Source organism: Rossellomorea sp. DA94 (assembly GCF_029834455.1).
Taxonomy (GTDB): domain Bacteria; phylum Bacillota; class Bacilli; order Bacillales; family Bacillaceae_B; genus Rossellomorea; species Rossellomorea vietnamensis.
In genome coordinates, this window is sequence record NZ_CP122397.1 from 2125017 (window position 1) to 2147860 (window position 22844).

Below are 22844 nucleotides of genomic sequence, written 5' to 3' on the forward strand. Positions count from 1 at the left end.
AATTTATGGTATAATATCCGCCTACCAAAGTTCTAGGGGGAATTATTGATGTTAAATGACCACGATTTATATTGCGATTGTAAAAAATGCTCAGCAGAAGCTGAAGATGGAATTGATTCAATGTACCCTAATCTTGATTTAGAAGACAAAGAAGAATTTTTCGAGAGAGAATTATCAAAAGCATTAGACAGATAAATAACTTCAAAGTAAGAGTCACTTCGGTGGCTCTTTTTATTTTGCTAAAAGGAGGGATTCCTAATGGACGAAAGGATTTCAAAGCTTGAAGGGAGAGTAACAAGTTTAGAGACAAGGGTAGCTGTTGCTGAATCAAATATTCAGGACATCAAAGAGTACCTTTCTACAATTAAAGATAATACATCATGGATTTTAAGATTGATTTTGGGGGTAATTGTTCTTGGATTGTTAGGACTTATTTTTAAAGGAGGGATCTAATTGGAAGCACTATTATCAATTGAATTTACAGCTTATATAGGATTAGCAATCATTCTATACGCTGTCAGGCAAGCCACCGGATTATCAAATAAATACATACCTGCAGTAGCAATCGTCTTAGGAGTCGCTTTCTCACTATTAGAGAGTGGCTCTTTTTCATTTGATGTGATGATGACTGGACTTCAATATGCGTTGTTGGGTATAGGTTCAGTCGCTGGTATTAAATACGCCTTAGAAAGAAAAGGAGAGGATAAGTAATGAGTTTTTTAAAATTAGTCTTGGATGCAGGTCATGGACTTCATACACGAGGAAAACGAACACCGGATGGTGAACACGAATGGTTATTTAATAATAAACAGTTGTTAGCCTGTCAAAGATATTTATCTAATTATGAAGGTGTGAATATTCTTCGTGTAGATGATCCATTAGGTCAACGGGATGTTCCTTTAGATGAACGTACAGATAGGAGTAATGCTTTTGGTGCAGATGCTTACGTGTCCTTTCATAATAACGCTATGGATGATCATTGGGACAATCATCAAGGTATGGAATCATTCACTTACGTTGGTTCAAATCCAAAAAGTGAAAAGCTTCAAAGGCATATTCATGCTCACCTTATAAAAGCAACCAGAAACACTGATAGAGGAATGAAAGAAGCAAATTTCCATGTACTTCGAGAGACCAAGAATTGTGCATCAGTTTTAACAGAATCTTTCTTTATGGATTCAGTGTACGACATCAAAAAGCTACGTGATGATAATTACCTTAAAGAAACTGGTGAAGCTATTGCAAAAGGTATTGTTGATTGCTACGGCTTAAAGGTGAAGGGGAAATCAGTTGATACAATTGTTCAATCTGATTCAGCAGATGGTAAGTTGGTACGTGGTGAAAAAGGTCCGAACGTCAAACTTTTGAACAAAATGCTTAACACATTGGAATATACACAAAAAACTGATGACTTGTTTGACCAGTATACCGAGGCAGCGTTAAAATCTTTTCAGAAAGATCACGGACTAAGGCAAGATGCAATCTACACTTCTTCAGTTGGTAGGGCAATGGTTAAGGCTATTCAAGACAGTATGATACTACAGAAGAGCAATATCCCTGAGAAAAGTTCTGATAAATACCGTTTGGCGAAGTTATTCGATACTGGGAATAAAGCGTTGATTGAAAGCCTCTTGAAAGACGGATTTAAAATCTTAGATATACCAGAATAATAATTTAGCCCTTCCTAAATTGGAGGGGCTACTTTTAGTAAAAACCTTCTGGTTCATCATGATAATGAAAACCATCTTCAAGCTTCTTATTGCACTCTGTACAACAATCCCAATAACCCCAGTGGTCTAGTTCTGCATAAACACCATTAACAACACTACACTTGCAATAATCGTTCTCTTTGGTCATAAAAAACACTCCCTTTCTAAAATGGTAAATTATCAAAGTCAGGATCATATTCCCGATAATTTTTAACATCCTCAGTAATATCATGTTCACTATTAACAATTACTTCTTCAATTACTGTATGCCTCATACCAGTCTGCATCTTTATGCTTCGGACATAGTCGTATGCTACTTTGACCACTTCATTATTAGCTCTAGCATAGAAAGTACCGCCAGCTTTATTGCCAATCCCATCAATGCTCAAACTAACACTTAGATTAAATCTCACTAGTAAACCCTACCTTTATTAAATCATCAATTCCTTCTAAATCATTAATACATTTCAATACCTCACCCATAACCTCGTCTCGTTTTACTGTCCCACTTTCAATTGTCATTCCTAAGTTTAATAACCGTAGCTTTACCTCGTTAATGCCTGATTTAAGAGTTAATGCTTCATTCGTACCCATTGTTATTTATCACCTTTCGTTTTAACTTACCTAAGAACATTTTAAAAGCATCCTTCTCTGTATTCCCATAACCCTCAATCAAATTGTTATGTATTGAGGAAATGACAACAAACTCACCATCAGTTCTTTGAAGTATATCCAATTTAACCTGACCGAGGTGATTATCGTGTATTGTCATCTCTCTCATACTTACAAATGGTAAGCTGAAGCCTTCAATCATCTTTTATTCCTTTCTCCAAATGTCGTTAAGTCGAACATCTGGATTTATTTTCCTTATTTCTTCAACTATATCATATAAGGTGTCAAAAGAAGGTAATGATTTCCCATTAACTATTGAAGACATTGTTGATTTATCTATTCCAATCAAATCTGCAAACTGACCATGTTTAATGTTATTTTCAGCAAATATAACTTTTAATCTACATTTATATGCCATTTAGATCACCTCAATAAGGTATTCTACACCGAACGTGTTTTCCCCTTCAAAGAAAAGGATAGGCTATTCCCAAACTTTTTTACGAGGACAAGATATATATTGTGCAGAAGAGCATAAATACTATTAAGGACGTCAACAAGACGCCAAAATGGAGGGGGAGACGTCAATGTATAGACCTACCGTTAGATATCCAAATCTATATAAGAAATACGTTGATAAAATTTTTCATGCCACAACTTTAGATAGGAATCAGATAATAAGAATGGCACTATTTGTTGCAGCTCATTCGGAAGAATTTCAATCCATCATTAGTAACTATAAAAAAGGTGACGTCCCTCCTTCCTCCCCTATGTGGAGCCTATCAGATCATGGTTTATGGTTGGAAAGCAGCTCGACAATAGAAGGGAAGGGAAAGGCGTCATATGATGAGTCTAGAAGAAAGACGTCAATTAAGAACCTTAATGGAAATGTTGAACGAGGAAAAGTCGAGAGCAAGTCAAATAGACGTGACGAAACGATCCAGAGACGAGAAGGGCAGGTTTACCAAAGAAAAGAAACAGGCGGCATCTCGATTAGAATCGGTTAAAGAAATTAGACTAGTCAAAGTAAGAAATAGTTACGGTACTTTCAAAGTAAAGAGGAAATGGCTTTCCAATGAAGAAAAAATTCATCTGTATTTACTTGTAGGATTTATCGTACTTGCAATAATGATTTAATTCCTGAGGAGTGTGAAGTAATTTTCTATCTTTTGTTTTTAATTGTTACAATTTGTATATGCGCTTCTTAAGACCCAGGAGGAATACAAATTGAAAAATGTAAATTTAGTTGTTATTTTATAATAAAAATCCAGTCTAAATGACTGGATTGATAAACTATACTTCTAATTTTGAAACAGGCAAGAATCCTTTTGTCTTTTTAAAGTTCATATTATGATCAAAATTAATCATTGAATCTGAGCAATCAATGGTTTCAAAGTTTAAAGTATTTAACTTATTCTTTTCAAACCTTACTGAGAGTACAGATATCTTTTCTTTATGTCCTGTACCTGTGTTCAGTTGTTCATCCATGGCATGTACTATAACTGTTTTAAATGGTAATATGGCAAACATGTCTCTAGCTATCCTGATTGCACAACTACAAACATAATCCTGCATAATATCGTAAAACTTACTTTTAGGCATATCCTTAATAGTAAGTTTTCCTGTCTTTGTAAGTGACTTCATTTGCTTTGGAACAACTCTATCAGAATGAACATCAAATTCTACCTCCAATACATCGGGATCTTCTACAAAGAATTCAAATCCACTTCCAAATTCTAATAAATCATCCAATGGAGACAATTCATCAATCACCTTAAAGTAAGTCTCCACATCCTTTTCAAGCACTCTAAAAGCAATATTTCTAGACCTTACCACTCCATCATACTCTTCTTTATCTAATTTCTTAGCTTCCTCTATTTTAGAAGCAAGCTTATCCCTTTCTGTATCGCCTTTTTTAAATACGTTTTGCATAAAGCTTGGCTTAAAAGATTTGTACTTTTGAATTGCCTCTTCTTCATGCACTCCAATTCCATTTTTATCATATTCATGAGGAGTCTTACTAATCGATACCCAATCAAATATGTCATCACATTCTTTGTGGATTGATTTAATCATCTCAATTTTATTTTCAAAAAGCTCAACTTCATTTTTATTTCTTTCTAACTCCTCTAATTTTTCTGCTTCTCTTTGTTGTCTCAATAGGATTTGTTGATTTTGGTAAGCTCTACTTTGATAATTCCTACCTGAAGAACTCCTAGATCCAGATGAGCTGTAACTTGAGTAGGATAATCCAGAACCCGGAATACTTACTGTGGTTCTTCTCTGACCTCTAGAATTAACAGAATATCTTAATCCCTTTGTTCCTACACTCGCCCCAACACCTCTTGAAGAAACATTTAATCGGACACCCGGTGCAACTTTGAAACTCTTCCTAAATCCAAATCCCATTTGATCATCTCCTGTTTATTAATTTAATATAATGATAAACTAATATCCATTTCTTGTCATTAGATGAAATTTGCATCATTTAGGCATTTGTTATAAGATTCTTTTTTTTCATTAACCAATTTTTTAGAGAGTTTGTTATTTAAATCACACAAATTTACAGATTCAAGGTTAGATATTATTGATAGAAACTGGATTTTATATGGGAGAGATGTTCCTTCATTTTGGAACGAAGTTAATTACTTTGGACTAATTAATGTTCTAAGTACGTTACAGTTTGTGAAAGAGTATTTAAAAAAAGTAGCAATATTGACGATAAAAGGCACTGAGGAGGCGTCTTTCATAAATAGATGGTTCTTCAACTACGATATGTGGAGAGTGACCGAATGCCAGTACTTAATCATGATAATTTATTTTATGACATTAAAAAAGTAAACGATATTCGAGAAAAACCTTTAGATAGAATAATGACTTTTTTTAGTGGAGGTAACCAGGACATTGAAAATTCAAAGTTTACAGAGAGTGCATATGCATTTTTAGGGTTCGATAATTATAATAAATTTGATGTAATTAACTCTTTTTGGAATGTTTTCCTATGTGGTTTAGCAATAACAAATGAATTTTTAGCAGAAGAAAAGAAATTGAGGAGATGTTATTATGAATTCTCAGACAACAATAAGAGTGTGCAATTAAATAAAAGTTATATTAAGAAAAGTTATTTTGCAAACAATTACCTTAAAAGGAGTGAAAACTCAGATATTAAAATAATCGTAAGGAATTTACAAGACAATTATCCACAGATAAATGAATTGGCAAGCGTGTGTCATGCAGTAGTTAATTTTGCACCATGTCCAGCGTCATCCTTTAATATGGCAAAAGGTCAATGTGCAGATGTAAAAGATTTTCTGCCTTTGATGATTAATAAAATTGAAAAGTGTATTGAAACCACTGAAGAGTTAAAATATGACAATAATTCAATAGATGTAGCAACACTTAAAGAATACAAAATGTGGTTAATAGAAAATAGAGAGAAATGCTATTTACAAGAGTTCTTTCAAATTAATGAAAATGGTAAAATGATTGGTACGCCGTTTTTTAAAGGTCAATCTTTAGAGAAGCCTTTACCTACAAATGCAAATGAATTACGGAGTTGCTTGGATAATATATTAAAAACTTTACATAATAGATCAATCCTAATATTAAACAAACTCTAAATAAGTGAATTGTTCTCCCTCTATCTGGTGTGATGGTTTAACGAAAGGAAATTGTCTGCATTCATTATTTGAGTCGCATGATACAGATATTACTATTTATTTTTCACTGAAGTGAAAATTAAACCCCTCACTTATGGGAGGGGTTTTTAATAGTCTAATAATCTTTTATTTCTGCTTCTGCGAAACAAACTGGTCCCCAACTATCACACCATAAAGTAATCTTATATTTACCAACTGGTGCTCCCTTCGCATAGGCTTTTCGTCCACCATCAGTAACACTTCCTGTTGAGACGACATTGCCTAAGTTATCAGAAACTTCGTAATAAACATTAGCACTATTATGAGCTTCTACTACCACATGTAAAGTCTCACCGGGATCTAAGTAAAGATAGCCTGAGTAATCAAACCAATCTCCTGGAATAACATTTGCAAATACACTTTCTTTTGCGAAAACAGAATTGGCTGTTAGTGCAAAAGCTACAATGAAAACAGATAGAACGATTAGAATTTTCTTTTTCATGATTAACCTCCATATTGTTTAATTGAAACACTAAAATAGTATAACATTCCATTTTTTTCAATTAAATATAAATATTAGAATATAAATATATTAATATTATATTTAACTATTTTATATAATTCTATAAATTTTGACTTTTTCATTTGCACATAATAAAATCACTATTTATGAAGGAGGGACATCATGGATAATAAACTAACAAGGAAAGAGCTTCCTGATGTGATGACAGTTAAACATGTGCAGCAATTTTTAGGGATTGGTCGTAGACAATCATATGAGATGATGGAGAATCCACCGTTTAATGTGGTGAGGATCGGGAAAATTTATAAAATATCGAAGGTCAGTTTTCTTCGATGGCTGGATGGTGAGGACAGGGAGTAATCTTTGTTTATATAATAGAAGAAAATTAACCAATCATGTATCAATGATTTATTTTTCAGTAGACAATTATCCAATCTCATGGTATATTTTCCATAATAGGAAAAGTGATCGAGAACCTTTGATAAACGTTGATATACCAATGTTTTGGGTGGTATTTTTAAAACCATCCCAGAAGAAAATCAATCAAATGATGAATGCAATGAATAAGAACATGAAGTAATAGATGGAAGCACTCAGGTGATGAGTGCTTTTTCTATTGTTCGGGCATCCTGATCTCATGGAGTGTAGAGAAGGATTAAAGATCAGGTAGGATAATGGTATTATTTTCGTGAATTCATAAAAACTTAAAGATTATCAGGCGGATTGAAATGTAATGTATGATAAAATATAGTCCGGAGGGAGTCATATGAAAAAATGGATGATTGTATCTCTGTCCCTTTTGATTCTTATTGCCGGATGCAGCAATAAGCCTCAAGAAGTGATAGATGATGAAACGCTTGAAATTCAAAATAGTGCAGCAAGCGATGCACGTGAATATTTAAACTATAAAGTAAACAAAGAAAAAAAATCGGTCAATCGCGGCCTGATTACAATGACGATCAACAACCGCAGTGATATGGATGAAATTGAGACGGGCCTTATGTCTTTATCCACCGAACATTTTTCCCCTGAAAAATATGTCTACCAGGAAGGTCAGTATTTAAAGAATTTAAACTCATGGTTAGGGAGAAAGTCTAAAACCAATAAGGCGGGCCTTAACCCTGAATTGAAGATCACCGATGATATGACATGGGAACAGCAGATGGAGATGGAAAAGAAAAATCCAATGTACCTTGCTTATATTCATGAGCAGAATTATGTGGATTCAGAAGGGAAAATCAAGGGGATTTCCCTTGGCCTTGCGATGAATTCCATCGATTATATCAGGGTGGAAGATGATAAGAAGCTGATGCATTTTGACGAAGCCAATATTAACGAGAAGATGATGGAAGAATACGGAAAGAAGGTAGCCGGTACAGTCGCCAGTCGTGTAAGGGCAAACAAAGAATTGAAAAATGTACCCATCATGATTTCGATTTTCAAACTACAACCTTTAAACAGTGTTGTTCCTGGAAACTATATTGCCACGACCTATTTAGATGAGAACGATAGGAAAGTCAAAAAGTGGGACGATGTTTCCGACAAATATTATTACTTCCCGAGTGATGAAGGCGAAGAGAAAGACCGCGATTTATATAACCGAATCCGGGATCTGGAAGATTATGTGTCAAAGTATTTCTCTCATCAGGATATTGAGTTTGTCGGTAAAGGATTGTATCAGAAGGAAACGCTAAATAAACTGGTCATCGATGTACATACAGGAATGGTGAAAGAAACCGAATTAATAGGGTTTGCACAGGCGATTGGTCCTGAAATCGTCGATTACTTCCCACACACACCGGTTTACCTTTATGTAAAAACCCCTAAAGGCCTTAAAGCCACCATCGTCAAAGAAGTGGACCAGGAACCATTTGTACAAATACATTAGTATATTTCTTTACGAAAGAGCCTCCCTTATCTAATTAGGGAGGCTCTTTCGTATAGTCCCTTGAAATGTTTTCTAAAAAAAGATTTCTCATTATTATGAAATTTGGTAAAATAAAGAGTCGATTTAATCATGAGGCGGGGGAGACAGTATGAAAGTCTTTTATGATTTGAAATGGTTTTTTCTTCAGGAGAAAAAGTCATATATAACAGGAACCATCCTTCTATTATTGGTGGCGTTCCTGCAATTGATTCCACCTAAGATTGTAGGGATCGTGGTCGACCGTATAAAGGCACATTCGTTGACCACAGAAGATATGTTGAAATGGATCCTGATCCTGATATTCACCGCTCTAGCCATGTATGGTCTCCGTTTTGTATGGAGAATCATGATTTTCGGTTCGGCCACCAAGCTTTCCAGGTTGCTGAGGGACGAACTTTATCATCACTTTACCAAAATGTCCCCGGCTTTCTATCAAAAGAAGCGGATCGGGGATTTGATGGCTCACGCAACAAATGACATTCAAGCGGTTCAACAGACTGCGGGAGTAGGGGTATTGACTTTTGTTGATTCCCTGTCAACTGGAGGATTTGTCATTGCGGCCATGGCGTTTACAATCAGTTGGAAGCTGACCCTTATTGCACTGATTCCGATGCCGTTCATGGCGGTTTTGACTAGTTATTATGGAACATTACTACATAAACGCTTTCATAAAGCTCAAGAAGCATTTTCGGCTCTGAATGATAAGACGCAGGAAAGTGTAGCGGGAATGAAAGTCCTGAAAACCTTTGGGCAGGAGAAAGAGGATATTGAGTCGTTCAGGAAACAATCGGAAGAAGTGGTTCAGAAGAATATCTCTGTTGCAAGAGTGGATTCGTTATTTGATCCCACCATCTCGATCATTGTCGGCATCTCCTTCTTTTTATCGATAGTGTTCGGTTCAAAATATGTCATAGAAGGGGAGCTGACGATTGGAGACTTGATTTCCTTCACCACATATCTCGGACTCTTAATCTGGCCGATGCTTGCATTCGGGTGGCTATTTAACATTGTGGAGAGGGGCCGTGCTTCTTATGATCGTGTGGCAGGGTTATTGAATGAAAAGATAGATATAGAGGATGCTGGGGAATTGGAGCACGCCCCGACAGGAGATATTGAATTCCAGATTTCTTCTTTTTCATATCCGGGTGAAGAGATGCCTGCCCTGGAAGATGTTCAGTTTACCATGAAAAAAGGTCAAACCATCGGAATCGTTGGAAAAACGGGTGCGGGAAAGACGACTCTTCTAAAACTTCTCCTGAGGGAATTTGAAGGGTATAAGGGGAAGGTGGAATTTGGGGGGAGTTTGATTCAGGAGTATAAATTAAATCATTTGCGTGAATCCATCGGATACGTGCCTCAGGATCACTTCCTATTTTCTGCCACGATTTTTGAAAATATTGCGTTCGCAAATCCGCTATCTTCAAGGGAAAAGGTGGAGGAGGCAGCTTTACTTGCTCACATCCATGATGACATCAGCCGATTCCCATTAGGCTATGCCACAGTCGTCGGGGAAAGAGGAGTTTCTTTGTCGGGTGGTCAGAAGCAGAGGATATCGATTGCGAGGGCTCTCTTAACGGATCCTGAAGTACTTATCCTGGATGATTCCCTGTCAGCCGTAGATGCCAGGACAGAAGAATCGATCCTGACTTCCCTGAAGCAGAATCGAGCAGGGAGGACAACGGTGATCACTTCACATCGGCTAAGTGCAATTCAACATGCTGACCTGATCATAGTCCTTGAAGAAGGAAAGCTCGTCGAGAAAGGCACGCACTTTCACCTGATGAAAAATAAAGACAGGTACAGAGAAATGTATCTCAGGCAACAGTTGGAAGAACTTGTAGAACGGGGAGGGTAAGAAATGGACCGTATACAGACTATGACACCTAAAGAGCAGCGGAAAATCTTTTACCGCCTCATGGGATATACAAAGCCATACAAAAGGTCGTTAATGGCCGCTTTTTCTTTATTGCTTCTCACAACGATTGGAGACGTCTTTGGACCGATCATCATCAAGATCTTCATTGATGATTATTTAACTCCCAGGGTGTTTCCGTATGGTCCACTTGCCGGTTTGGCTGCCGCATATATATTGATTCAGATTGGGAATGTATTGATTTCCTACTTTCAGTTACTGAAGTTTCAGGAAATCGCCCTCAGGATCATTCAACAATTGAGGGTGGATGTGTTTACGAAGGTTCAAGGGCTTGGAATGAGGTACTTTGATCATACCCCTGCCGGAGGTGTGGTCTCCCGGGTAACGAATGATACGGAAGCGATTAAGGATATGTTCGTAAGTGTATTGGTATCATTCATTCAAGGGGTATTTCTGTTAACGGGGATCTTCATTGCCATGTTTGTCCTGAATACCAAATTAGCCTTCTTTTGCCTATTCATACTCCCTGTTATTTTTATCATTATGAAAATGTATCGTGCATATAGCTCCATCTTCTATCAGGACATGCGTGAAAGATTGAGTCAACTGAATGCCAAGATAAGTGAATCGCTGCAGGGAATGTCAATCATCCAAGTATTCAGGCAGGAAAAAAGACTTAGACTTGAGTTCGGTGATATTAATGAAAAACACTATTGGGCTGGCATGAAGAATATTAAGGTGGATGGGTTATTATTGAGACCGGCAATCGATCTTGTATATGTTGCTGCCTTAATTGTGGTATTGAGCTATTTCGGAATAACCTCATTCACTCAGCCGATTGAAATTGGTGTGCTGTATGCATTTATTAACTATTTGGACCGTTTTTTTGAACCAGTCAATCAAATCATGATGAGATTATCTATGTTTCAACAAGCGATCATAGCGTCTTCACGCGTATTCAAGCTGTTGGATGAAGAAGAGCTGTCCCCGGTACAAACCATAGAAAACGGAAAAAGTGAAATGATCGGGAAAGGGGAAATTACCTTTGACAATGTATCATTTTCTTATGATGGGGAGAATGATGTCCTTAAGAAAATCTCTTTTTCAGCAAAGCCTGGTGAAACCGTCGCACTTGTCGGGCATACAGGAAGCGGAAAGAGTTCGATCATCAATTTACTTATGAGGTTCTATGAATTCGATCAGGGTGACATTTTAGTAGATGGAATAAGCATCAAAATGTATCCAATGGCAGAACTTAGGAAAAAGATGGGATTGGTCCTTCAGGATCCATTCCTATTCTATGGGGATATAAAGGGAAATATTAAGCTTCATGACGAGAAAATGTCTAATAAGGAAGTGGAAGAAGCAGCTGAATTTGTACAGGCGAAAACGTTTATTGAGAAACTTCCTGGCGGGTATGCTCATCCTGTGGTCGAAAGGGGTTCGACACTATCAAGTGGACAGCGCCAATTGATTGCATTCGCCCGGACGATGGCGACCAAACCGAAGATCCTTGTCCTCGATGAAGCAACTGCGAATATCGATACAGAAACGGAAGAACAGATCCAAAATGCCCTGAGGAGAATGAGAAAAGGCAGAACAACCATTGCCATTGCTCATAGGCTTTCAACCATACAGGATGCGGATCTCATCCTGGTATTGCAGCAAGGGGAAATAGTAGAGCGTGGCAGCCATCAGGAGTTACTTCATCAAAAAGGGATTTATCATAAAATGTATCTTCTTCAGAATGGTTTGGTCGAGGATATGGAGGATGCCACATCAGAAAGGTAAATAGGGAGCTCATTTAACAGGGAGACCCTGATTGGGGTCTCCCTGTTCATATTTAGCATTATATTAATATCATTTATTTGAATGAAGGGTTAGTTCAGCTCATTTGGGGTGTGTAGCATTTTTTTATGTATTGAGAGTTGTAGCTATTTAACAGACGATCAAGTTCCTGACTAAATTGAATAGCTTGAGGTGACGTCAGTCCATTTTCAGCAACAATATCAATTAATTGAGCACGCTTTTTTTCAATTCGTTCTAGAAGCTCTTTTTTAGACACGGCTGTTTCCTTTCTTTTGTATGTCCTGACAAGTGGAATACAAAACTAGTAATAACTGTAACTTTTTATTAGTATAACGAAAATGGACCATTTTTTCAAAGTAAAATTAACGGATTTAAAAAAAGAAAAGAGACTTTAATACAAATGAAAGAGTAAAAGATGATTGTAATAAGATGGTCACAAATCTTTCACATAAACATCCCTCATAGTTTGACCCATTGTTTGATAGAATAGACATATATACTGAATTGTAGGAGATGTGGAAATGTCTGATATTAATATTTTTTTAGCATTCGGGGCAGGGTTCCTAAGCTTCATATCACCGTGCTGCTTACCTTTATATCCCGCCTTTCTTTCATACATAACCGGCATGAGTGTCAATGAATTGAAAACGGATAATGCCATGTTGCAGAGGAGAAGTTTACTGCATACATTATTTTTCTTAGTTGGTTTCTCAGCCATCTTTATTGCGATTGGTTTTGGGGCTTCCTTTATTGGCAACTTCTTTTTAAATTATAAAGATCTTATTCGACAGCTCGGCGCTATTTTCATCGTCATATTTGGCTTAGTCGTCATTGGAGTGTTCACCCCGGAATCCTTGATGAAGGATCGCAGATTTGAATTCAAGAATCGGCCTGCGGGCTTTATCGGTTCCATCTTGATCGGAATGGCATTTGCCGCAGGATGGACACCCTGTACAGGTCCGATCCTTGCTTCGGTTCTTGCCCTTGCCGCAACAAATCCCGGGTCTGGTGTGATGTACATGACAGCATACGTATTAGGCTTTGCCATTCCTTTCTTCATTCTTTCATTCTTCATAGGGCGGATGCAGTGGATCAGAAAGAACAGTGGAAGGATTGTAAAAGTAGGGGGATACGTCATGATTGCTGTAGGGATCATGCTGTTCTTTGACTGGATGACCGTCATCCTTGCTTACTTTACATCGGTGTTCGGAGGCTTTCAGGGATTTTAATATATAGTAATGTTTAACAGAATAAATTGAATAAATATTACGATTTATGGTATAGTTTAATTGGATGAATTAGGTAAAAAGACTCAAAAGACATCGATAGTGTGTACGAGGAGGAAACATCTGTGGCAACGATACTTGTAGTGGATGATGCGAAATTTATGAGATTGACCCTTGGAAACATGCTTTCATCCAGCGGGCATGAAGTCGTTGGGGAAGCTGAAAATGGCATGATTGCCGTGGAGAAGTATCGTGAGCTTCACCCTGACCTGGTAACGATGGATATCACCATGCCGGATATGAATGGAATTGAGGCGGTTAGGAAGATCCTTACCGAGTTTCCTCTAGCCAAGATCATTATGTGTTCCGCGATGGGACAACAAAAGGTGGTAGTGGAAGCAATTGAAGCTGGGGCGAAGGACTTTATCGTTAAGCCATTTGACGAAGCGCGTGTAGACGAAGCCATCAAAAGAGTATTAGGCTGATAAACAGAGAGAGATTGAATCTTCCATTCATTCTCTCTTTTTTCTGTTTTCGTTTTTCCTGCATTTGGGCTATAATAAGGGAAGGTATGAAAGTAGATTATAAAAGGATGATGATGCTTTATGATGATTGCTTCATCCATTGTAGCGATTTGCATGGGATTTATGGTGATATTTATCAGGATGAAGGCTCAGAAAAGGCCGGTAAGCGGTATGAAGATTATTTTACCTCCACTCTTTATGAGTACGGGTGCGTTGATGTTCTTATTTCCTGTCTTTCGGGTCAACGTGAGTGAGTTTTTAGAGGCGATTACTGTCGGAATGGTCTTCTCTCTGTTGTTAATCAAGACATCCAAGTTTGAAATCCGTGAAAATGATATTTATTTAAAGCGTTCCAAAGCGTTTGCTTTCATTTTGATCGGACTTCTGTTAATTCGAATTGTAGCAAAGTCGATCCTTAGTACTTCAATTGATTACGGAGAACTAAGCGGGATGTTCTGGATACTTGCTTTTGGTATGATCGTTCCATGGAGGATAACTATGTATTTTCAATATAGAAAGCTGCATCAGGAAAATCAGGACTTAACAACGAATTCCATTTAATACACCGCTAAAAAGCAGGGAGACAAACATACCCTGCTTTTTTATTTTGTGTATTTTACGGGAAGGTGACGTTTTTGTGACAATGCAGGCGAATATGAATAAAAGTCGATCTTTTAGGGCAAAGAGGGAGAAGATGAATGAATAACAAATGATATTGGTGGGATTACGATTGTTTACATTAGCAGATATCTGGACTTTTTTCCTGGCCTTCTTCCTGACATTGCCACTTGTCACCATTGTACACGAATTGGGTCATATCTTGATTGCACGAATATTTGGTGCGAAGATCAAGTTTGCCATCGGAACCGGTAAACACCTGATAAATATTGGCCCTTTAGAAGTGAAGAGAATGTACTTTATGGAGGGGTGGTGTCAATACCGGGAGTTGAAATACAACAAGGTATGGGTGCATGTCCTGATCTATTTATCGGGAAGCTTATTCAACCTGGTGGCGATACTATTCATTAACTATTTGATTTATGAAGGTGTGATACCTGTTCACATCTTTTTCTATCAATTTGTATATTTTTCGGTGTACTTTATCTTTTTCTCATTGTTTCCTTACAGGAACGGGGATGGAAAACCGAGTGATGGCCAAGCGATTCTAGACGTCATTCGCTTTGGAAAAGCAGAGGATCCCATTGATTAAGTGACCATATAAAAAAAGGTAAACGTTTAACGTTTACCTTTTTTTGCATTCTTCCATTTCACATACAAAATAGCAGCCCCAACAATAAAGATTACATATAATACAATTGGAATGACAAGTATCGATCCCATTTTATTCCCTGCCTGTTTTATTAGAATAAATGCTCATAGGGTGTTACTTCTATCTGCATTTCATCAAGTTTTTTTCTCAAAAATTTATGATCTCGCTTTGGAGTCGCCAAAATATATCCTCTGATGACTAATTCTTTCGTTATGGCTGCAGCTCTTTCTTTTAAAGCCAATTCACCGATCTTTCCGGCGATTTTCTGTTTTGCAACATCCCTGAATAATTCCGGAACCGGAGTAACCAGCTCATTCAGCATTTTCTTTTCATCTTCCCCCCATAAATGGATGGTTTCATTCACATAATGTTCTTCCCAATCCAAGTCAGATTTGCCATCTTCCTTAGGGAATCTCTTTAAGAATTTACGAAACATGAAGAATCCACCGATCGCGAACGAAGCCACTAAAAAAACGACCCAAAAAAGGATGAAATATAAGAACCAACCTTCTAGCATGTTTTTCACCTCAGTTTAAAAGCATATCTTATTCAATTATAGACAAGGACTTAGCATGTGACAAGAATATCACAGATTTTATAAAGAACTCTATACTGTTCTTAATTAGAAATGATATACTAATAAATAACAAATATCGTGAAAATTCTTTCTATTTCGATTGTTTTTTAAGCTTGTGTAAATAGGAGGCTAGCAGGATGAAGTATACCGGCAGGATCGTATCGTTACTTACTGGACTTTTATTAATCATTACGTGGGACTTTATTTATTACTTTGTTCTACATTATCCCGTGGATTTAAAGGTGGATATGGTGTTTACTATCCTAATCCTTTTTATCAGCTATTATATGGGGAAAAGTTATGATATCAGCCATACGACGTTGGCGGCCCTCAGAACGAGTGAAGAAAGGGTGAAGCTGCTGAATGAAGAAATGCAGCACGTCCTTCAAAGTATTGATGAAGTGGTGTTTCACACAAATGCCAAGGGAGAATTTCAATTCCTCAATCAATCCTGGGAAGAGTTTACGGGATACACGGTCAAAGAAAGTCTGCATAAGAATGCCCTCCATTTCATTTCCCTCCATGAACGTCATGAAATCCTCCGATTGGTAAGGCAAAGCATCGGTTTACATAGGGAGAAAACCAGGATGGACATCCCCTATCAAAAAAGGGACGGACAGTTTCGATGGGGAGAGGTCAATATTAAACTGAACTATAATGGGAATGGTGAGTTGCTGGGTACAGTGGGGACCATTTCAGACATTACCGAAAGAGTACATAACGAGGAAGAATTGATGGAAATGAATGAAACCCTGGCTATTGAATCTCAAAAACTTTCAGTTGCCGGTCAATTAGCTGCAGGGATTGCTCACGAAGTCCGCAACCCCTTGACTTCAATCAATGGATTTCTACAGCTTTTAAGAGATGAAGCCGACGAGAAGACGAAGGAATACTTAGGGATTGTCTTTTCTGAAATCAAGCGGATCGAACTTGTATTGAGCGAGTTGTTGATCCTTGCTAAACCGCAATCCGTTACGTATAAACGAATTAATATTATCGAAACACTGGATCATGTTTCGAAATTACTGAATACGAATGCCATCTTATATAATATCGAAATCCAAACGGAGTTTCATGAGAGAGAGCTGTATATCCGCGGTGATGAAAATCAATTAAAGCAGGTTTTTATTAACTTAATAAAAAATGCGATAGAAGCGATGCCTCATGGAGGGACGATTACCATTCATGCAGATTTCAATTCCCATAATAAGGTTCAATTGATGTTTAAGGATGAGGGGGTAGGGATGAAGAAGGAAACCCTGGATAAACTGGGAGAGCCATTCTTCACGACAAAAACAAAAGGAACAGGTCTCGGCCTTACTATATGCCTTCGGATCCTTCGCGATCATGGTGCGGATATCCGGGTGCAAAGTGAACAGGGAGAGGGCACAACCTTTCATATTATGTTTGACGGTGTTCAGTCGTCTGAGAGGAAGAAACGGGAAGTGCTCCAGAGATAGAGAAAAAGAACCCTTATGGCTAAAGTAAGGGTTCTTTTATATGTTTATGGATGTATTCTTCTATATGGCGGGACTGCCTGGGAATCGAACCCAGCGGAGACGGCACGCGCCTCCCGAAAGTTTTGAAGACTTGGGCAAGCACCAGCTCAACAATCAGCCCCGTAAAGTAAGTATATATAAGTTATACCATGGGAAGTAAACTTGTTCAAATGTTTAAGAAAGGCATTCATACTAATGACCTAGTTAAGTTAGAGTATCAGAGGGAGATGTATGCTGTTTATTTGAAATATTTACAAGATTTAAACTTTGGAGAAATCTGCAAATATTTCTTTACCATTGGTTTATCTCCGTGATAAGATACTTTTTGCCGGCTTATTATAGACGAAGTAAGCGTTTCCTGTTGGAGCTGCTTATTGTACTTGAACTTATAGATATAGACAGAGAGGGGAAACAAACATGAAAAAAGTATGGGTATTAGGTCTTGGGTTATCATTGGCACTTGCAGGATGTTCTGACTCCGGTTCGGATAAGGAGAAGAAGGATGAGGCATCAAAGGCTGAAGAGAACACGGATACCGCTGGGGAATTAATGGATTATTACTTGAATTTAACTACGACCGTTAACGGTGTTGATATTGATTTAAATGGTTATGAAGAAGCGATGGCAGGTGAAGAGCCTCCAGCCGGGGACGAATTGGCAACATTGAAAGAATCTGCTCAAGCATCAGCGAAAGCATCTGCAGAAGCAGTTGAAGGAATGGAGATCCCCGATGGTCTTGGAGACCAAAAGGATGCAGTTGAAACTTTCCAATCCACACTGGCAGAATCGTATAATATGAAAGCTGATGAACTGGCTAAAGAAGGCGAAGCAGATTTCACAGCAGCCGATGAAAAATTGAACGAAGCAGAAAACCAAATCAAAAAAGTGTTAGATGAAGCTGGCCTGGTAAGTTCAAGCCTGATCAGTGATTTAAACGGTTAATACTAAAGTAAAAGGTCTATTGGGACCACTTATAATTGTGAAAAGCGAATCCGATTTGTCCAGGATTCGCTTTTTTCTGTCCAGGTACCCATTTTCTCTCCAACTGCCTATATATAGGATGAGAGGAGGGAGAGAATGGAGTCGATTATTTCCTTTGTGTCTGAAGTAGGGTTTCCGATTGTGGTCACGATGTATCTTCTTTATCGAATCGAGACAAAGCTTGATGCTGTCATCACTTCAATTCAAACGCTACCTCGGCAACTCAAAGAATAATGGGAATGGGACCGCTACTAGTGGTCCTATTTTTTATGAAGATTGTGAAAAGGATAGCTACGCGCCACTTTCAATGTTTTCCTTACACGGAGACCCTGTGAGTTTGATATAATTCAGATAGAAACCAGCATGTCCGGAGAGGAGAAAATAGTAGTGAAATTCATTCATACCGCTGATTGGCACCTGGGTAAATTGGTGCATGGCATATATATGACAGAAGAACAACGATACATATTGGAGGAATTCATAGAACTTGTGAAAGAGGAAGAGCCCGATGCAGTCGTCATTGCGGGCGATCTCTATGATCGGTCTGTACCACCTACAGAAGCAGTGGAGCTATTAGATGAAGTATTATTCCGGATAAATGTAGAGCTCGACACACCGATTGTAGCCGTTTCAGGCAACCATGATAGTGCAGAGAGGCTGTCATTTGGGTCTTCGTGGTACAAGCATAGTCAATTTTATTTAAAGGGCAAGATCTCGGCTGATTTCACACCCATCCATATTAAAGGGGTGAACTTTCACTGCGTTCCATACGCTGAGCCTGGTACCGTCAGACAAGTCCTTGATGATGACTCAATCAATAGTCATCATGCAGCAATGGAAGCCATCGTCAATAGAATCGAAGAGCACATGAACCCAAATGAACCACATGTTTTTGTTGGACATGCATTTGTACTGGGAGGAAAAACGACGGATTCTGAGAGGACTCTTTCAGTCGGGGGGTCCGGTTGTGTAGGGGCAGACGTATTCAGGCCATTCCATTACACCGCCTTAGGTCACCTTCATAGTCCAGACGCCATTAGGCATGAAACAATCAGGTATTCAGGTTCGCTGTTGAAATACTCTTTTTCAGAAGCTTCTCAGAGGAAATCTGTCAGCATTGTAGAAATGGGGGAAGATGGGACCTTTGAATTGCGGGAAAAGGTGCTTCAGCCTAAACAGGATATGAGGGAACTGCAGGGTCATATGGAAGAGTTGCTCGATCCCGCTTTCTATCAGTCTCAAAAGGTGAATGACTATCTAAAGATTACCCTTCATGATGAAGGCACATTAATCGATCCAATTAATCAACTGAGGCAAGTCTATCCAAACGTGCTTCATCTAGAGCGAAAGAGAGATTTGACCGATGCAAAAAAGAAGAACTCGTTCCAAATATTAAACGATAAAAAACGGTCCGAACTGGACTTATTTAAAGAATTTTACAAGGACATGACCACAGGTGAATTCAACGGTGAAAAGGAAGATGTGGTACGGAATGTGATTGATATCGCCAGAAGGGAGGTTGATCATGCATGAAACCACTTAAAATAGTGATGCAGGCGTTTGGACCGTATGCGGGTAGAGAAACCATCGACTTCCGAGAGCTGGATAACCGCACCATGTTTGTGATTTCCGGTAAAACAGGGGCTGGTAAGACAACGATTTTCGATGGGATTTCCTACGCGATTTACGGAAAAGCCAGCGGGGAAGACCGAAATCCGACAGAATTAAGAAGCCAATTTGCCAATCATGATGATAGTACAGAAGTCGATCTTCTATTCAGTTTACGCGGTAGAACGTATCGAATTTGGCGTTCACCCCAGCAGGAAAAAAAGAAAGCAAGGGGGGAGGGCTATACTACCATCAATGCCCGTTCTGAATTATATGTATATGATGAAGAGGGGAAAGAACAGCTTCTTGCGGCAAACGTGAGAGAGGTGGATGAGAAGATCAAAAAATTGATCCAACTCGATGCCAATCAATTCAGACAGATCCTTATGATTCCACAAGGGGAGTTTCGGAAACTCCTTACATCGGATAGTAAAGATAAAGAACTCATATTGCAACGCCTCTTTCATACGGAACTTTACAAGACGATCCAGGAAAAATTGAAATCCGAGGCCGACGAGTTGAAAAGGTCTGTTGAATCTTCCATAGAAGAACGAACAAGGGAATTAGTAAGAATCCATTTTGAAGAAAATGAAGAACTTCAATCTCTTTTATTGGAAAATCCGTTAAATGATCATCGCATTCTGAACCTTCTAGCCCCACATATTGAAGAAATGGAAAAGAAAGAGAAGAAGCTCAGACAACAATATGAGAATGTTCAAGAGAAAAGGGATGCCTATCAGAAGGATTTGGCAGAGGCTAAAAGTCTGGTTGATCAATACAATCTTCAGGAAAAACTTAAGAATCAGAAAGAATCGCTTTTAGCATTGAAGCCTGAAATTGAATCGATCGATCACGAGATTGTACTGGCCAGGAGAGCTTCCCATTTGGTTCAACAAGATGAATATTGCCACAAACTTAATCGGAATCTCAATGAACTGAAGAGTCAATTAGCCACATTATACGAAGAGAAACAAACAATCACAGAAAAGCTACTGACAGCCACAAAGATTTTTGAAGAAGAAACATACAATGAACCTCTCAGGGAGCAAGCCTCAAAAAGAGTGACTCAACTTGAAAATATGGAAAAAGATATAGACTCGTTGGATACGTTAATGAACGAAACGAGTGAATTGAAAGAAAGATACGAAAAACAGCAGGGTATTGTAACCAAACAAAACGAGCAGATTTCATTTTTACAAAAAGGTATAAAGGAACGGGAAATACGTGTCAAAGCAGGAGAAAGTGGTCAGGAACATGTTTTTCAACTTGAAAAAAACGTACAAGAGAAACTTTCCCTGTTGGAACAGATAAATGACATGAATCAATTGGAACAAAATCTTCAGCGTGTCAAAACGGAGCGTGATCAATTAAAGACCCGATATAGTCAACTTGAGGATCGTCTTCAGGATGCGTCTGAAACCCTGACATTTTTGGAGAGAAAGTGGAATTCTGCTCAGGCGGCATTGCTCGCGAAAGGATTGGCAGATGATGCTCCCTGCCCGGTCTGTGGATCTGAACACCATCCAAAGCCTGCTGTAGAGGCAGATACTATTCCATCCGGCGAAGATCTTAAGGTTGCCAAAGGGAAGCAGCAGGAATTGGAAACAGAAGAGAAAAAATTAAGCCTCGTCATTGCCCAGGAGGAAACGAAAATACAAGGCATGCAAGAGCAGATCGAAAATATTAACAAGAAAATAAGGGAAAAGAAACGTGACTTTAAACAGTTTGAAACCGAGGAGACCCAATCGCTTCTGATGAAAGAAATCGAATCTTTGAAGACAAACATCGCTTCGAAGAAAAAAGAAGTGGAACAGGTAAAAGTCATGGGAGAAGAGATTAGAAAGGGAAGGGAAAAGCTTGAAGAACTTGAAGGGGCAAGAGGGAAGAACCAAGAAATGCTCCAAGAACTTAATACTCTCTTTCACACTAAAAATACGACCTTGGAAAAGGTGAAGGAATCCATTCCCCTGGAACTCAGGACAAAAGCTCAATTTGATCAAGTGTTACAGAAAGAAAAACAAAGATTAAAAGAATTAAAGACATCCTTTGAACGGGCTCAAAAACAGTACTATGAGCTGTTGAACCAAAACAGTGTAAAGGAGTCTCAAGTCAAAGATAAAGAGATCCATATAGAGAATGTGAATGGGGAGATGAAAGCTGAACGAGTAGCCTTCCTTACGCTACTCACAGAACAGGGCTTCTCCCACTATAAAGCCTTTCTGGAAGCAAAAAAGTCAGAATCGGAAGTCACGGTCCTTCAGGAAAAAGTGAAGAAGTACGGGGAGGACCTTCGCTCAGTTACTGACCGTTTATCCGATATTGATCAAATCTTAAAAGATAAACAGCGGCCGGACATTCAAAGGATCGAAGAAGACATCATCAAGGTTACAGCTGAATTGAAGGAGGTAAATAATCATCTAAACAGGGTCATGACAAACAGAAAGGAAAATGAGCTCATCCTCACGAGGGTGACAGCCATAAATGAAGGAATCAGGGATTTAGAATCAAGATATCAAACGGTCGGACATTTAGCAGAAGTTGCAAGGGGTCAGAATGCCAACCGGATCACATTTGAAAGGTATGTTCTGGCATCATTCCTTGAAGACATCCTTAGAGTCGCAAATGAGAGATTAATCAAGATGACTTCAGGCCGGTATCAGTTGATCCGGAAAACGGACCGAAGCAAGGGTAATGTTCAGAGCGGATTGGAACTCCTGGTCTTTGACCAATATACAGGGCAGGAGCGACATGTCAAAACATTATCAGGAGGGGAAAGCTTCAAGGCGTCCCTGGCTTTAGCACTTGGACTTGCTGATGTGGTGCAGCAATACGCCGGGGGAGTATCATTAGAGACGATGTTCATTGATGAAGGGTTCGGGACACTCGATCCGGAATCACTTGATCAGGCAATCGAAGCATTAATGGATATACAAAGCAGCGGGCGATTAGTAGGTTTAATATCGCATGTTCCAGAGCTGAAAGAGAGAATTGATGCACGCCTGGAAGTCATTTCATCACAGAATGGAAGCCGGACGGAATTCCAGTTTTTAGCGTAAGGCAATGCCACTCAA

At 38.6% G+C, this 22844-nt stretch carries 27 protein-coding genes and 1 tRNA gene; 19 read left to right on the plus strand and 9 right to left on the minus strand.

From position 1 onward, the window contains the following. Window positions 1-48 precede the first annotated feature (48 nt). The 4 genes from P8596_RS10985 to P8596_RS11000 all read left to right on the plus strand — a co-directional run bounded on the left by P8596_RS10985 (window position 49) and on the right by P8596_RS11000 (window position 1670). Entirely contained in the window at window positions 49-195 is a 147-nt protein-coding gene (locus P8596_RS10985) for a hypothetical protein (RefSeq protein ID WP_279726837.1), read from the plus strand. Window positions 196-258: 63 nt separating this feature from the next. Continuing rightward, window positions 259-453 carry a hemolysin XhlA family protein gene (locus tag P8596_RS10990; protein WP_279726838.1) on the plus strand — a complete coding sequence of 65 codons (195 nt, stop codon included), beginning with the start codon at window positions 259-261 and terminating at the stop codon, window positions 451-453. Continuing rightward, window positions 454-711: a hypothetical protein gene (locus P8596_RS10995; RefSeq protein ID WP_279726840.1), complete on the plus strand. Its 258-nt coding sequence runs from the start codon at window positions 454-456 to the stop codon at window positions 709-711. Beyond that, entirely contained in the window at window positions 711-1670 is a 960-nt protein-coding gene (locus P8596_RS11000) for an N-acetylmuramoyl-L-alanine amidase (protein WP_279726841.1), read from the plus strand. Before P8596_RS10995 ends, P8596_RS11000 begins: the two co-directional genes overlap by 1 nt. A 34-nt stretch (window positions 1671-1704) precedes the next feature. Here P8596_RS11000 and P8596_RS11005 read toward each other — a convergent pair whose 3' ends face one another. The 4 genes from P8596_RS11005 to P8596_RS11020 form a co-directional block, all read right to left on the minus strand. Continuing rightward, entirely contained in the window at window positions 1705-1857 is a 153-nt protein-coding gene (locus P8596_RS11005) for a hypothetical protein (protein WP_279726843.1), read from the minus strand. A gap of 16 nt (window positions 1858-1873) precedes the next feature. Continuing rightward, complete coding sequence (locus tag P8596_RS11010) at window positions 1874-2122, minus strand: hypothetical protein (RefSeq protein WP_279726844.1); 249 nt, start codon at window positions 2120-2122, stop codon at window positions 1874-1876. Further along, on the minus strand, window positions 2112-2303 hold the full coding sequence (locus P8596_RS11015) for a hypothetical protein (protein ID WP_279726845.1): 192 nt from the start codon (window positions 2301-2303) through the stop codon (window positions 2112-2114). Before P8596_RS11015 ends, P8596_RS11010 begins: the two co-directional genes overlap by 11 nt. A 223-nt stretch (window positions 2304-2526) precedes the next feature. Continuing rightward, entirely contained in the window at window positions 2527-2739 is a 213-nt protein-coding gene (locus tag P8596_RS11020; RefSeq protein ID WP_279726846.1) for a helix-turn-helix transcriptional regulator, read from the minus strand. Window positions 2740-3161: 422 nt separating this feature from the next. On the opposite strand from P8596_RS11020, the gene P8596_RS11025 reads away from it, so the two are divergent. Then, window positions 3162-3455, plus strand: a complete 294-nt coding sequence (locus P8596_RS11025; RefSeq protein WP_279726847.1) for a hypothetical protein — start codon at window positions 3162-3164, stop codon at window positions 3453-3455. Window positions 3456-3611: 156 nt separating this feature from the next. Here P8596_RS11025 and P8596_RS11030 read toward each other — a convergent pair whose 3' ends face one another. Further along, entirely contained in the window at window positions 3612-4727 is a 1116-nt protein-coding gene (locus P8596_RS11030) for a DUF4236 domain-containing protein (protein ID WP_279726849.1), read from the minus strand. 383 nt (window positions 4728-5110) lie between these two features. On the opposite strand from P8596_RS11030, the gene P8596_RS11035 reads away from it, so the two are divergent. Next, window positions 5111-5938, plus strand: coding sequence for a hypothetical protein (locus tag P8596_RS11035; RefSeq protein WP_279726851.1), 828 nt, complete (start codon window positions 5111-5113; stop codon window positions 5936-5938). A 154-nt stretch (window positions 5939-6092) separates the two neighbouring features. Here the strand turns inward: P8596_RS11035 and P8596_RS11040 are convergent, their stop codons facing one another. Further along, a complete protein-coding gene (locus P8596_RS11040; protein ID WP_279726852.1) occupies window positions 6093-6458 on the minus strand; it encodes a hypothetical protein in 366 nt (121 codons plus the stop codon). Window positions 6459-6641: 183 nt separating this feature from the next. Here P8596_RS11040 and P8596_RS11045 point away from each other — a divergent pair, with 183 nt between their 5' ends. The 4 genes from P8596_RS11045 to P8596_RS11060 all read left to right on the plus strand — a co-directional run bounded on the left by P8596_RS11045 (window position 6642) and on the right by P8596_RS11060 (window position 12070). Next, a complete protein-coding gene (locus tag P8596_RS11045; RefSeq protein WP_279726854.1) occupies window positions 6642-6839 on the plus strand; it encodes a helix-turn-helix domain-containing protein in 198 nt (65 codons plus the stop codon). Window positions 6840-7245: 406 nt separating this feature from the next. Then, window positions 7246-8367: a CamS family sex pheromone protein gene (locus tag P8596_RS11050; RefSeq protein WP_224520174.1), complete on the plus strand. Its 1122-nt coding sequence runs from the start codon at window positions 7246-7248 to the stop codon at window positions 8365-8367. A 148-nt stretch (window positions 8368-8515) separates the two neighbouring features. Next, window positions 8516-10261 carry an ABC transporter transmembrane domain-containing protein gene (locus tag P8596_RS11055; RefSeq protein ID WP_279726855.1) on the plus strand — a complete coding sequence of 582 codons (1746 nt, stop codon included), beginning with the start codon at window positions 8516-8518 and terminating at the stop codon, window positions 10259-10261. A 3-nt stretch (window positions 10262-10264) separates the two neighbouring features. Continuing rightward, window positions 10265-12070 carry an ABC transporter ATP-binding protein gene (locus P8596_RS11060; RefSeq protein WP_279726857.1) on the plus strand — a complete coding sequence of 602 codons (1806 nt, stop codon included), beginning with the start codon at window positions 10265-10267 and terminating at the stop codon, window positions 12068-12070. Between the two features lie 94 nt (window positions 12071-12164). Here the strand turns inward: P8596_RS11060 and P8596_RS11065 are convergent, their stop codons facing one another. Next, entirely contained in the window at window positions 12165-12344 is a 180-nt protein-coding gene (locus P8596_RS11065) for an aspartyl-phosphate phosphatase Spo0E family protein (protein WP_061811297.1), read from the minus strand. A gap of 265 nt (window positions 12345-12609) precedes the next feature. On the opposite strand from P8596_RS11065, the gene P8596_RS11070 reads away from it, so the two are divergent. The 4 genes from P8596_RS11070 to P8596_RS11085 all read left to right on the plus strand — a co-directional run bounded on the left by P8596_RS11070 (window position 12610) and on the right by P8596_RS11085 (window position 15048). Then, a complete protein-coding gene (locus P8596_RS11070; RefSeq protein ID WP_034759892.1) occupies window positions 12610-13317 on the plus strand; it encodes a cytochrome c biogenesis CcdA family protein in 708 nt (235 codons plus the stop codon). A gap of 122 nt (window positions 13318-13439) precedes the next feature. Further along, on the plus strand, window positions 13440-13799 hold the full coding sequence (locus P8596_RS11075) for a response regulator (RefSeq protein ID WP_224520171.1): 360 nt from the start codon (window positions 13440-13442) through the stop codon (window positions 13797-13799). Between the two features lie 120 nt (window positions 13800-13919). Further along, window positions 13920-14399: a CcdC family protein gene (locus tag P8596_RS11080; RefSeq protein ID WP_279726858.1), complete on the plus strand. Its 480-nt coding sequence runs from the start codon at window positions 13920-13922 to the stop codon at window positions 14397-14399. A 169-nt stretch (window positions 14400-14568) separates the two neighbouring features. Then, the gene (locus P8596_RS11085; RefSeq protein ID WP_034759883.1) at window positions 14569-15048 is read left to right on the plus strand and encodes a site-2 protease family protein; all 480 of its coding nucleotides are present in this window, start codon (window positions 14569-14571) and stop codon (window positions 15046-15048) included. 151 nt (window positions 15049-15199) lie between these two features. Here the strand turns inward: P8596_RS11085 and P8596_RS11090 are convergent, their stop codons facing one another. Then, window positions 15200-15625: a DUF2621 domain-containing protein gene (locus P8596_RS11090; protein WP_034759880.1), complete on the minus strand. Its 426-nt coding sequence runs from the start codon at window positions 15623-15625 to the stop codon at window positions 15200-15202. Between the two features lie 197 nt (window positions 15626-15822). On the opposite strand from P8596_RS11090, the gene P8596_RS11095 reads away from it, so the two are divergent. Next, the gene (locus tag P8596_RS11095; RefSeq protein ID WP_224520169.1) at window positions 15823-17145 is read left to right on the plus strand and encodes an ATP-binding protein; all 1323 of its coding nucleotides are present in this window, start codon (window positions 15823-15825) and stop codon (window positions 17143-17145) included. A 65-nt stretch (window positions 17146-17210) separates the two neighbouring features. On the opposite strand, the gene P8596_RS11100 is transcribed toward P8596_RS11095, so the two are convergent. Beyond that, a tRNA-Sec gene (locus tag P8596_RS11100) sits at window positions 17211-17306 on the minus strand. Window positions 17307-17601: 295 nt separating this feature from the next. On the opposite strand from P8596_RS11100, the gene P8596_RS11105 reads away from it, so the two are divergent. From P8596_RS11105 to P8596_RS11120, 4 genes are all read left to right on the plus strand, one after another. After that, a complete protein-coding gene (locus P8596_RS11105) occupies window positions 17602-18126 on the plus strand; it encodes a hypothetical protein (protein WP_279726859.1) in 525 nt (174 codons plus the stop codon). A 135-nt stretch (window positions 18127-18261) separates the two neighbouring features. Beyond that, window positions 18262-18399 carry a YvrJ family protein gene (locus tag P8596_RS11110; protein WP_034759872.1) on the plus strand — a complete coding sequence of 46 codons (138 nt, stop codon included), beginning with the start codon at window positions 18262-18264 and terminating at the stop codon, window positions 18397-18399. 153 nt (window positions 18400-18552) lie between these two features. Then, entirely contained in the window at window positions 18553-19698 is a 1146-nt protein-coding gene (locus tag P8596_RS11115; RefSeq protein ID WP_279726860.1) for an exonuclease SbcCD subunit D, read from the plus strand. After that, window positions 19695-22829: an AAA family ATPase gene (locus P8596_RS11120; protein ID WP_279726862.1), complete on the plus strand. Its 3135-nt coding sequence runs from the start codon at window positions 19695-19697 to the stop codon at window positions 22827-22829. The genes P8596_RS11115 and P8596_RS11120 overlap by 4 nt, the downstream gene beginning before the upstream one ends. Window positions 22830-22844 lie beyond the last annotated feature (15 nt).